Here is a 12328-nt window from a genome sequence, read left to right as displayed (position 1 = left end):
CCACAATAAGATCGGTGGGCAGCCCCTGCTGCCCTTCAAACGGTCAGCATCAAAAGTTGTGCCAACTACAAAAAGGGCTCAAAACTTCTGCCTGTTGCTCAACGCGTTGAGAGTCCGACAGGCCAAGGACAATTGTCACGGACTCGACAACCGGCGGTGGATGGAGGCAAATGCGGACATTGACGACAGGATCTAAGGGGCTTCTCGGCAACGGCAATCTTGCATTCGGCGAAAACATGCGGCGTAAGCTCAATACGTCATTCCTGACGCGACCACGTCAGATGTCGACATACTTGTCTCCATCGCGGAGTGGCAGTCCAAACTGTATGATCGCGACGGTTGCCGCCAAGATTGGCATGAGATGTCGTCTACTTCAGGAGAGCTGGGTCCGCATGAGATGCAGACTACGACCGGGTCGGCGACATTTTCTATTGAGCGGACCATGGGAGCAGAGGTACGGCCCAAAACAACGTTTGTCTATTTGGATCAGCGCCGCGTTATTCCTCCGTTCGCGGCCAACTCGTCAACACCTTCGCCGTCCCAGAATATCTCCTTCCCGACCGCCTGAAGGCAGCCTCGACAAAGCTGCGACCGAATGCGTCTCGCCGGTCGCGAGCACCGTCAGGCTCGTGGTGCTGCAGGATGGGGCACATACATGCCCCCGACATAGCTGTGTGACCATCTTTAGTGCTGCGCCTCGAGTGAGTGAAGAAGGCATCCGAATCTCGCCTCGATCTTTCGCAAGACGGGAGAGACCTCCTGGAGGCCGCGCCTTCCGAAGGCGTCTTTTTCAGATTCGCGCTTCGAGGAGGTGGCAAGAGCCGTTTCCGCGCCACAGTCCGTAAACTTGGGTTGCCGGCCGTCCCTAATTTCCGGTGCGGAGCTGGCCTATTAGCCCTAGCGGCAAGATGACAGCGACGTTGTAAATCGGCCGCCGGCGGAAGGTTCCCCCTCAATGTCGGATAACCGACGGGATCACAAACCAGTTACCCATTGCTTTCATGATAATTTCCTTCTGGCACGTTCGATGCAGAGAATCTTCCGAACACATCAGCGGATGTCCTCTTATGATTAGGCTCACGGAAAAATGCTGTACCGCATTCGAGATCGCGTCCTCGCTGATCCCCAAGCCGGTCAAAGGTCCGCGCATCATGTCGAAGGCGGGCGACTGCGCCCGATTAAAACACGGAATAAGGTTCGAAAGCATCTCGCTGAGCGAGACGCGATCATCATCAAAGCGAGAGGAGCTACGTCGATCCCGCCCACGCCCCACAACTCGCCGGCATCAGTGTCGATCTCATCACTTGGCTGGGATCCATGGGCTTCACAGCCGACCACACGAAAGCGGGGAGAAAATCTAGCAAATCCAGCGGCACCGCAGTCGAGAATGCCCGCGTGGAGCGTGAAGCCGATAGCCAATATTCCCCGCGAAGATCGCCTAATTGGGAAGCACCTATAGGAGAAAGACAAGTGGAGCTCTCTTGCATTGGAGTGGGTGCTGGGCCGTCTAATTTGAGCCTTGCGTGCCAGATGCACGAGCAAATTGGGCAAGGGGCACTGTTCTTGGATCGGCAAGTCGACTTCCGCTGGCACCCAGGCAGCGCATTCGATTCCTCGGAGCTCCAGGTCAGCCACTTCAAGGATTTGGTCACGCTGGTGAATCCGCGATCAGCCTACACTTTCGTAAACTACCTGCACGAGAACGGGCGTCTGTACCACTTCCTGAATGCACAGTTCGAGGCCGTGCTCAGAGCTGAGTTCGAGCAATACCTGAACTGGACCTTCCAAAGGAATCCGCTCGTCCGCGGCGGCGAGACGGTGCGCGAAATCCGCTTTGACGGCGAGTTTCGGGTTCGCACCGATAACGCGGTTCTCGGCGCCAGGAACGTCGTGGTCGGCATTGGCAAGCAGGCGCATATTCCGCCTCAGTTTCAGGGCTGGACTGGACGCAACCTGTTCCACTCATCTGATTTACTGCACATCCATCCAGAGGTGCATAACAAACAGGTCTGCCTGGTTGGCGGGGGACAGTCAGGAGCCGAGGTGCTGTTGCATCTTGTCGCCCTGCCAAAAGAACGCCGGCCTGCTTCGATCATTTGGGCCTCGCAGCGCGAAAACTACCTGCCCATCGACAACAGCCCGTTCACAAACGAGCTGTTCATGCCCTGCTTTTCGGATCGTTTCGCGGCAATGAGCGAGTCGCAGCGCAAGCTGTTCCTGCGGCGCTTCATGCTTGCTTCGGACGGCATTTCGGAAAGCACGTTGCGCGCGATCTATCAGGCGCTATACCGCCACGCGTTTCTAGAGCCAAACCGATGCGAAATCACACTGCGGCCGGGCTGCACTGTCTCGCACTGCATCAACGCCGGCGCGGGCCACAGACTCACCCTGCAGCACGGCATGGAGGAGATCGAAGAAGTCACGGCCGACATCGTCATCCTGGCCACCGGTTACGAGAACGCGGTGCCAGGCTTCTTGGAACCGATGGCGGACCGGCTGGAAAAGATCGACAACGAATTGGCTATTTGCGAAGATTTTTCGGTGTGTTGGGACGGACCGCATGACAGACGCATCTTCGTACAGAACGCGAGCCTAGGACAACGTGGGCTGGCTGATCCGAATCTAAGCCTGCTGGCCTGGCGAGCGCGTCGCATCCTCGACAGCCTTCTGGGGCGCGCGCCGCGCGCCAACCCCGAGCATCCCGGCTTCATCAGCCCTACCTCTGTCGAGAGCTGGTCCGACACCGTCGCAGAAGAAATGGGCAGCGGGATATGACCGGCCGACTACTGACCATTGGCGGTGGCATCCAAGGAACGATTCCGCCTTCACTGCAGCGGAGGCTGGAGAGCGAGACGCACTTAGCGTCGTGCCATATGCCGTGGAGTACTGTTTCCGTCGACCCACAACCTGACCAGCGCCCGATTGCCCTAACCGGAATGTTCGACCAACCAGTCTTTCCAACAGGAGGCTTTTCGCATGTTGACTGATGCACAAAGAGAAAAGTGGCAGAAAGACGGATATGTCACGCTCGAAAGATTCTTCGATCCCGCAGCTCTGGAACGTATCTCCAGTTATGTTGAAGATGTATCACGCTGGGAGGTCAGCGATGATAAATGGCTCATGTGGTTCGAGAAAACGACGGACAATCGAAAGATCACCTCTAAGGTCGAGAATTTTCTGGACTTCCATGATCCATTGCGTCGTTTGCTCCTAGAAGATCGGCGCATAAAGTCTGCGGTCGAGGACTTGCTTGGCGAAGATTCGCGCAGGCTCAAGGAGTTGCTGATTTTCCACTATCCCGACAGCGGCGGCTATCGCCCGCATCAGGACATTTACCACATTCCACACAGACTGCCCGAGCGGATGGTCCATGCGGTCGTTGCGATTGGCATTGACGACTCCGACCCGGACAACGGCGGGCTTTTCTTCAGCCCCGGCAACCACAAAAAGGGGGTATTTACCATGGATGCCGGCGGGGTGATCGATCCTGAAGTCGCCGAAATGTTTTCCTGGGAACCCGTAGTATGGAAGGCTGGCGACATCTTCATCTTCGACGATTACGCACCGCATTACTCAAAACCGAACAAAAGCAATAGTTCGCGGCGGACACTCTACTTGGTGTTCCAGCGTGCTTCAACCGGTGGACCGACCCGCGCTGAATATAACGTGCTTAAGCGCGCCCTCAACCCTCCCGAGGGCAAAGTGGCCGATCTCAACAAACTCAAGCCCCCAAATGGAATTTTCTATCGCGATTGAGCTCACGCAGCCAGGCGAGGCATGCACATGAAACTGATCGACCGCTCAAAAAATGCGCAGAGAGTATGGCGTTCTGATTTGCCGGCTAGTGGAGCATCGCCCGCAGCCGTTACGATGCTTCGGCACGTCGATTGTTTGTAGAGGTGGTCGCCGGGCGGCTTCTGTGACGCCTAAAGCCCTAACTGGCGCGCCCGTCGTCGCCCGCCTGGGGGCCAGAGCCGGATTATTCTGGCGGGGCCGCCAACGGGTCGGGCTACCGCCTCTGCTTCGCAACTTGCACAGGAGGCTGTTGCGTTCGCACGAAGATACCACTGCTTCAACAGCTGAGGTTCGTCATGCGCAAATCCACGTTTTCTCGAACGGAGCTGTCGCGGGCTTTCGGTATCGACATGGCCACGCTTGGAACGGGAAGCGCTGGCACGGGATTTTCATTCGGAAAGGTTGGACCGGGGGTCACATCCGAGCCCCATCGGCACGACGAAATCGAGGCCTTCGTGGTCCTGTCTGGCGCGGGCAAGGTCACGACCGACCTTGGGGAAATCTCGGTCAAAGCCGGCGATGTCGTTCTGTTCCATCCTTTTGAAGCGCATGTGCTGCGCAACGAAGGGGACGAAGATCTAAATTTCGTGGATGTCTATTGGCGTGACGGCAAGGCCGCTCTCGATGCCGCTGCGAAGGTCGCGGCTCCCCGCCGGCCGGTCTTCGTCTTCTCGACGCCGCCGACGCCTAATGGCGATCTGCATTTAGGGCATCTTTCTGGCCCTTATTTTGGCGCCGATGTCTACACGCGTTTCCTGCGCATGAAAGGGGCCGAAGCCTATCACCTGACTGGAAGCGACGATTACCAGAGCTACGTCGCCACGCGTGCCGACGCCGATCAATCGACGCCCTCAAAGGTGGCGCGCCACTACGCGGACGAGATTAGGGCCACGCTTGCACTCCTCGACTGTGAGGTCCACAGCTTCCTACCTACGTTGGGCGATGATGCTTATGCAGAGTTTCAAGCTGCGTGTTTCCGTAGCCTTCTGAGCAGCACGGCGGTAGATTTGCGCCAAAGCCCTGCGCTTTTCGATGCAGTGACAGGCGACTACCTTTACGAACCGGATGTAAGCGGCCTCTGCCCCGATTGCGGTGGCTCAGCTGGCGGAAACATCTGCGAGGAATGCGGCGCGCCGAACCTATGCCATGACCTGGGTGCAGTCCGGTCGCGGCACTCGGCCGAGGCGCCGGTGGTCGGCTCCGTGCGTCGTGCCGAACTTGCGCTAGAACGGTGCTACGACAATATCGACCGGCATTTAAAGGCGTCGGGAGCTCCCGTTCGGATCATGGACCTGTTCGCGCGTCTACGTCAACGCGGCGACTTTTCCGTGCCCATTACCCACCCCTCGGACTGGGGCCTGCCGGCCGAAGGGCTCCCGGGGCAGGTGATCTGGGTTTGGCCGGAGATGGCCTTCGGTTTTCTTTACAAGATCCAGGCGCTAGCTCGCTTGCTTGGTCGCGACTGGAATGCGGCGACGCCCAGCAATGACTGGCAGATCGTCCATTTCTTCGGTTTCGACAATTCCTTCTACCACGCGTTGCTCTACCCCGCTCTTTATGCCGAGGTGTTCTCCCACTGGACGCCGCGCATCCGCTATCATGTGAACGAGTTCTACCTGCTCGACGGCCAGAAGTTCTCGACCAGCCGCGGCCATGCGGTCTGGGGCAAGGAGGTTCTGGGCCCAAAGACAGTCGACATCGTGCGTCTTCATTTGGGCCTGACACGCCCGGAAGGTGAGCGGACGAACTTCACGCGGGACGCGCTACGCCGCACCGAGAACGAGATATTCCAACGGATATGGCTGAGTTGGCTTGATGGGCTGGACCAGGAAATCAAGAAAGACTTTGGTGGCCGTGTGCCCGACGCAGGCGACTGGGCTCCGGCCGACCGCGCCTTCTTTGCTCGGATAGAGATCCATCGCGCGGCGATCGAACGCGCCTATTCGGACGATGGCTTCTCGGTCCGGCGCGCGGCCGCGCAGGCATGCGATTTCGTGCGCGATTGCGTGATCTACCGTCAGGCGCAAGACTATGCAGCGGCGCGGCGTCTCTATCCCGCCCGCACCCGGACTTCGCTTGCGCTTCAGGCTACGGCCGCTGCGATCCTGGCGCAGACACTCGCACCGCTGATGCCCCGATTTGCCCGCACGCTGGCGCGAGGCATAGATGGCGTCTCAACCGAAACATGGCCCACGTCTGTCCGGCGCCTTGCGCCGGGGACGATCTTTGATCTCGGACCTGTGCTAGGGTTCTACACCAAATCCGACAATTCTATTCTCAAGCACCAGCAATCGATATGAGACACCTGGGTGGTGAACTATGTCTACGAGGCTAGCAAACCACCATACGCGGCGGCGCCGCGCTTCTGGACAGCTTTGACCTAGGCGACAAGGTTCACGCCCGCTCTGGTCGATGACTGGGGCAAGCGCGGCTCTTTGGAAACGTCGGAAATCCATGGTGCGTTTACGGTTGAGCCCGATCCCTATGTCGTGGCCGGCCTCCATGCGTCCGAGACCCGTTACCGGTTCAAGGAACGGAAAGTCAGCTACGTGAGCGATGAGATGTGAGCGCTGCTCGCGCGCGAAGGAATCATAGATATTATGCCCGGGGCGGGAATTGCTTGCTTTGCTCAGCTGAAGCTTGAACCGGAGGCTCTATGAGTCCGAAAACCGGACAAGCTGATTCAGCGGACTGCCGCTGGACGCCTAGGAGGCAGCTGAGACAGTCGCGGGTTGGACGGAGATGCAGGCCTGCGCAGTGCAAGCCGCTAGCTTCGACGAGATCACCTCGGCAGATGGGGCAAAGCTCTCCACAAAGCACCCGTCTTTCGCATGAGGAAAGCAGTTGATCGCTCCCCGCAAAGGAAACTCCGGCTGGGGTGGCAGGAAACTCGCAAGCTTCGATGCCTTGTAGTCGCTGCCATCAAACCGGCTCATTGCATGTCTGACCACGGGCACCTGCTTCTTGCGAGCCGCGCACCTTTCGATGCCTAATCACATAGGTCGAAAGGTTGAAAGCTTAGCTTTGCAAGCATTTCTGCGAAGGCAGTGTTGTCATTGATAGGATTGGCTTGACTTAGCGCAGCACCATTTCAGGGAAGGCATACTCCAGTGTGGCCTCGCCACGTCCAGTTTCGTAGGCGCGTCCTAAGCCGGTCCTCCCAACCAAAGGCCGAACTCGCAACCCAGCCTACGCCCGACCGATGCTCGATCCTCAATTGCCTGGATCGGCCCCAGGGCGGTTGGCCCGATGGATAAGGCGCCAGACGTCTCCTGGGTCAGGGGAGCGTGATGGGCATCAGTTTGCGCAACGACCAGGCTGTGATTGGCCCTTCAATTGCGGGTGGCTGTCGATCCCGGTGTCGGGTTGTCATCGCGGGGGCATGGCCGTTTCCGAGTCGAATGCCGCCCGTGGTAGGCAGTGATGCGGCGCCGATGGGCAGAAGCGATAAGCCAGACACATGCTGATCCAGCCCTCCGAATCGAAAAGATTCACGTCGTGCATCGCGTTCTGCGCGATGTCACGTTCCGCATGGGGCGGTGAGATCCACGACCTCCTCGACGGCAACAGCAGGGAAAGCAGGCCTGGGCCGCATCATCATCATCATCATCGGGCTTATTCCTCGCGGCGACGGCGGCATCCGCTTCGCCCACGAGCGGAGCAGATGCTAAGCCGAGCACCGCGGTGGTGGAACCTGCAATGCTTCCTAAGGTCTGTGGCGAAAAATCGGATCGCGAATGCTGATTCTGCATCTAGCGAAACAGCTACGCAACATCCGGCAGCTCGCACCCGACGCGCTGGGCTCATCGGGGCTAGGAGAAAAGATCAGCCATGAGCCGTGGGGCATTCGTTCGCTGCACGCGGGATCCAGTCGTCAGCACACTTTCGAGGGGCGCCGAAGTGCTGCTGCTTTACGAGCCGGTGCCAATCTCACCGTACGCAAGATGGCCAAGCTCTTCGCTGCCCGAGGCGACTGACGCATGAGTGATGCGTGTCCAGAACTCGACAGCGGCAGAAAACATGTCGGGTTCAAGAGAACCGGCCGTGTCGGTGCCCTTGGACCTTTTTCCAAGCCCGATCATACATTTGCGGCGTGCTAAGCGCGCTGGCATGGCCTTTGCTGGTTGAGATGCGGCAATAATGGGTGAGGGCTGACCGCATGCGAACGCGCAAGACCCAGTGATGGTCACCTCAGTGTGTTCCTTTTTGAGAGAAGAGCCAACTCGCGCATAAACGCCAGAAAAGGTGTGGGGAATAGAGCTTTGGAGAACAACATGGTGTTGCGTATGGAGTCCCCGGCTCCTCCAATCAAAGTGGACGACTGGCTGCGTGGCGAGCCCCTCGCCAACTTTCAGTCCGGCAAGGTGTATCTTGTTGAATTTTGGGCGACCGGATGCGGACCCTGTGTGGCGGCTATGCCGCATTTGGTGGAACTGAAAGAGAAATATAAAGACCGCGGATTTGAGGTCGTCGGAGTCGCAGCTAGCGAACAGGCTCCAACCGCGGACGAGGCGCGGACCAAGTTGGATGCGTGGCTGACCGAGAGGTTCCCGAATCTGAATTATCGGATCGCGTTCGATTACACAGGCGAAATGGACAGACTATGGATGGAAGCCAGTTCTTCTCTCGGGATTCCCACCTCGTTCGTCGTCGATCGCGACGGCCACATCGCTTTCATCGGACACCCGTCGGAACTCGATGACATTTTACCGAATGTTCTCAACGGCAGCTGGCGCAGCAGCGATGAAGCCAAAGCGGCCGATATCGGCCGGATCGCCAATAACCAACGCACAGCGCGCGAATTATCGGTTACCAAGCCAATATATGCCAAACTTCAGCCGGCGATGCAGGCCGAGGATTGGACGGCAGCACTCTCGGCCATCGAAGAAGGCCTCGCCTTGATGCCGGATTATATCGGGTTCCGGGAAACTCATGTGGATCTACTCCTTCACAAGCTGCGCGACATGCAGACCGGCTTGCCAGCCGTGCGACAGTTAGTCGAGGACGCGATCGACAAAAAGTTCGAGGCCGTGTCTTGGATGGTCATGGCCCTGAACCAACTCTTCGATCCCGCGATGGACAACTCCCATCTCCCCCGTGCTGAGCGCATCGCAATGGGCGACAAGCTCTCGGAACAGATCCTGACACTGAATCCTCCGCAAGGCGACGGACCCCTTAAATTCCGTTGGTACGTCCCGGTCGCTCAATATTATTACGAGAGCGGCAACAAAGATCGCGCGATCGAGTTGATCGAGGTGGCACTGAAATCTCTTGGTGATCCGGAGACGATGCCGGACCACATCAAACAGTACTACCTTACCCCATTGCTCCAAGCCCTGGCCAACTACACGGGTGAGAACGCCTGCTACGCGCAGCTTTGCGTGGTTCCGCAAAACAAGGCTCCTGAAAATCAAAGCGCAATCGCCTGATGAGCAAAGATCGCAAAGGGATCACTAGTGGAATGGAACCCTGGTCAGTTCGCCAGCTTTCTGCGGCGTGCCCGCTGTAAGTATGTCCATGCAGCACAGGGTGGGTCGTTCGCTGCAGGTCAAGGCTCGGGTCTTAATGACCTTCAACCGGATCGCCGCGGGCGCGATGTTCGACGCGATTTTGGCCCGTCGTGGAAGACGTCACGGTCCAGGACTTGTTCAAGTTCGGCCAAAAGGACGGCATTTACGTGGAAACGGCCCGGCCAAGCCGGACGTCGGCTGCGCAAGCGGGCCCGACATCCGCGTACATGAAAGCAGAAATCGTCTTTCGATGACGAGCACCGAAATTGAGGAAAACGAAATGTCTCACGCAGCGCTTGGCCCTGCTGTCAACGATGACAAGGCGGCCCTGGCCACCCCGCTCGTTGAATTCCTTGCGCGGCTGGTTCGTGCTCACGAGTCCTCCGGGTCCCGCAAAGGCAAATCGGATCCCGAGCTGCTGGCCGACTTCATCATCACGAAGGAATTGCGCCGGAAATTCGATCATCGGCGATCTGATCCGGACGCGCTGTGGAGGCTCGACATGTTTTACACCGCAGTGGGGCTTGCGATCGAGGAGCGCGGCGTGATGGCATCGCCAACACGGAGATGAAACCAATGGGCCACGGGCGCGTGCTTTTTACGGTCGGCAGTGGTCGTCCTGTCGAGACGTCCACCGGTTCGGCTTCGAGACTTTCCGGAAACTCGCAGATTCCGGCACGAAACTGGTCGACGATGCGACTGCAGCTATAGCCGACGCGGCGCGAGCGTGAAGAAACGGATTTCGAGGGAGGATCATGTCAAACCTGGAGGAGATGGTGAAGAAAGTCCGAAAGCTGCAGCTGCGCGCGGCAATTGCTAAAACGAACTTGCGCGACCTTGCTGAGGGTCTCCCGGTCAAATGGACTGACATAGAGGAGGTCGCCGAGAGAACGCACGCCGTTTATGCCGAGTTGGATGCTGCCAGGAGAGAGCTCGCCAAAATGAAGAGTTTAGGATGAGGTGCACTTTCATCAGCCGCGACGGCTCCATATGGTTGCCGGAATATCTGACCGCTATAGATGGCAAGATCTGTATCGGCTGCGGCCGCTGTTTCAAGGTCTGCTCGCGCGAGGTCATGCATCTTTACGGCGTCGATGACGCGGGTGAAATCCTCGGCGCCTGCGACGGCGGTGACGACGACTTCGATGGTGAGCTCAATCGCATGATCATGGTCGTCGACCATGCCGGCCGATGCATTGGTTGCGGAGCCTGCGGGCGCGTCTGCCCTAAGAACTGCCAGACCCATGTCGCGGCCGACCAGATCGCAGCGTGAGCAGCAGGATTTAACGAGACGAGACCAGGAGAACCGCGTTGCGTCCCTGGGGCTGGCCCTGTGCGCCAACGCTGTGACTGTTTGCTTCGCTTCCCATTCCATCCCGCTCGCGATCGTAACGACGCTGGCCTGCTCGCTGCTGCTCCAGGTGGTATATTTCGCAAGCGTGCTCTTTCTGATCTGGCGATCCGGTTCCGCTCGCGAAGCTCGCCAAAGTGCTGACGTTTTGGATCGTGGCCACCAACTCCGATACCAGTCGCCCGATGATGATGAGGGTAGGAATGAAGCTTCAGATGTGTCCCTGCGCAATCAAATGCTCGGCATATCGATGCTCCTCCCTTGAGGGCTCGTGATCTTGGAGTCACGTGCCAACAAATTAAAAATTCTAGCTGATTGTTGGAGGAACACTGTCACGCTCGAGCCGAATGCAGTGGGGTCATTCCCGTCCAAAGATACGGTATTTCCACTTCCTTAGGCCCCGAAACCTGCCGCCTGGGATTGTTTTCGTCTCAATAACCAACGCACTGACTTCAACGAAAAGCGTATCAATAACCCCGGTGCGCAGCTGGTTTACGTCAATTGCCTGTTACTGGAGAAATCATGCTGGAGAAGTTCGAACGCTATCCGCTCACCTTTGGACCAACGCCCATCGAGAAGCTCGACCGCCTCGGCAAGCATTTAGGAGGCAAGGTGGAAATCTACGCCAAACGCGAGGACTGCAACTCCGGTCTCGCATTCGGCGGAAATAAGCTGCGCAAGCTCGAATACATCATCCCCGATGCGATCGCGTCAGATGCCGATACGCTCGTCACCATCGGCGGCGTGCAGTCAAACCACACCCGGATTGTGGCAGCGGTCGCCGCGAAGATCGGCATGAAATGTCTCCAGGTTCAGGAGAGCTGGGTTCCACATGAGGATGTCGTCTACGACCGGGTCGGCAACATTCTTTTGAGCCGCATCTTGGGAGCAGAGGTGCGCCTGGTCGACGAGGGCTTTGACATCGCCATCCGCGATAGTTGGGAAAAAGCGCTTTATGAGGTCAAGGCAGGGGCGGCAGACCTTACGCGATACCAGCCGGGGCGTCTGTTCACCCGTACGGCGGCCTCGGCTATGTCGGGTTCGCCGAGGAGGTGCGCGCCCAGGAGAAACAGCTTGGGTTTGCCTTTGACTACATTGTCGTTTGCACTGTCACGGGTTCAACGCATGCCGGCATGATCGTCGGGTTCGCCGAGGACGGTCGACAGCGCAACGTGATCGGTATCGATGCCTCTGCCACTTCCGCAAAGACAAAGACGCAGGTGCTTAGCATTGCCCAACATACAGCGATGCTCGTCGAGCTCGGAACGGAACCCGTCGAGAACGACGTGGTGTTGCTCGAGGACTACGCGTACCCGCGTTATGGCATTCCATCCGAGGAAACCAAGCAGGCGATCCGTCTATGCGCGCGGCTCGAGGGCATGGTTACCGATCCCGTCTATGAGGGCAAATCAATGCAAGGGATGATCGACCTTATCCAGAAAGGTTTCTTTCAACAGGGATCGAAGATCCTCTACGCGCATCTGGGCGGCGCGCCCGCGATCAACGGTTACGGCTACACCTTCCGCAACGGCTGACGCTCGACAGATTTCGATTACACCGTCCTGCCGTGCGGCGATGAGCTGAAAGTTCGTTCGAGGCCGCTTAGCCGGCTCTCTGGCCCAGGATGCCAGCATTCTGAGGCGGCCGCGCGGCCGTCCCGTGCGTGCCGAGG

8 protein-coding genes and 3 pseudogenes are annotated in these 12328 nt (G+C 58.2%); all 11 read left to right on the top strand.

Annotated elements, in window-relative coordinates; genetic code table 11:
* Positions 1-209: 209 nt before the first annotated feature.
* A pseudogene (locus tag RPG13_RS31935) lies at positions 210-460 on the top strand (1-aminocyclopropane-1-carboxylate deaminase); the annotation flags it as partial.
* 1010 nt (positions 461-1470) lie between these two features.
* Entirely contained in the window at positions 1471-2775 is a 1305-nt protein-coding gene (locus tag RPG13_RS31930; RefSeq protein WP_337126879.1) for a lysine N(6)-hydroxylase/L-ornithine N(5)-oxygenase family protein, read from the top strand.
* A gap of 201 nt (positions 2776-2976) precedes the next feature.
* Positions 2977-3756: a phytanoyl-CoA dioxygenase family protein gene (locus tag RPG13_RS31925; protein ID WP_337126878.1), complete on the top strand. Its 780-nt coding sequence runs from the start codon at positions 2977-2979 to the stop codon at positions 3754-3756.
* Positions 3757-4091: 335 nt separating this feature from the next.
* The gene (locus tag RPG13_RS31920) at positions 4092-6095 is read left to right on the top strand and encodes a class I tRNA ligase family protein (RefSeq protein ID WP_337126877.1); all 2004 of its coding nucleotides are present in this window, start codon (positions 4092-4094) and stop codon (positions 6093-6095) included.
* Between the two features lie 1437 nt (positions 6096-7532).
* Positions 7533-7772, top strand: a complete 240-nt coding sequence (locus tag RPG13_RS31915) for a hypothetical protein (protein ID WP_337126876.1) — start codon at positions 7533-7535, stop codon at positions 7770-7772.
* A 297-nt stretch (positions 7773-8069) separates the two neighbouring features.
* Positions 8070-9224 (top strand): TlpA disulfide reductase family protein, encoded by a 1155-nt coding sequence (locus RPG13_RS31910; protein ID WP_337126875.1) that lies wholly within the window; start codon positions 8070-8072, stop codon positions 9222-9224.
* A 361-nt stretch (positions 9225-9585) separates the two neighbouring features.
* A pseudogene (locus tag RPG13_RS31905) lies at positions 9586-10036 on the top strand (DUF269 domain-containing protein).
* A 24-nt stretch (positions 10037-10060) separates the two neighbouring features.
* Positions 10061-10264 carry a CCE_0567 family metalloprotein gene (locus RPG13_RS31900; protein ID WP_337126874.1) on the top strand — a complete coding sequence of 68 codons (204 nt, stop codon included), beginning with the start codon at positions 10061-10063 and terminating at the stop codon, positions 10262-10264.
* Entirely contained in the window at positions 10261-10578 is a 318-nt protein-coding gene (gene fdxB, locus RPG13_RS31895) for a ferredoxin III, nif-specific (protein WP_337126873.1), read from the top strand. Before RPG13_RS31900 ends, fdxB begins: the two co-directional genes overlap by 4 nt.
* Positions 10487-10921 (top strand): exopolysaccharide production repressor protein, encoded by a 435-nt coding sequence (locus RPG13_RS31890; protein WP_337126872.1) that lies wholly within the window; start codon positions 10487-10489, stop codon positions 10919-10921. The genes fdxB and RPG13_RS31890 overlap by 92 nt, the downstream gene beginning before the upstream one ends.
* Before the next feature lie 257 nt (positions 10922-11178).
* Positions 11179-12191: pseudogene (locus RPG13_RS31885) on the top strand (1-aminocyclopropane-1-carboxylate deaminase).
* Positions 12192-12328 lie beyond the last annotated feature (137 nt).

Source organism: Mesorhizobium sp. ISC15 (assembly GCF_037162615.1).
Taxonomy (GTDB): Bacteria; Pseudomonadota; Alphaproteobacteria; order Rhizobiales; family Rhizobiaceae; genus Mesorhizobium; species Mesorhizobium mediterraneum.
Note: the sequence above shows the minus strand (reverse complement) of the source record. Positions and strands in the feature narration are given on the sequence as shown.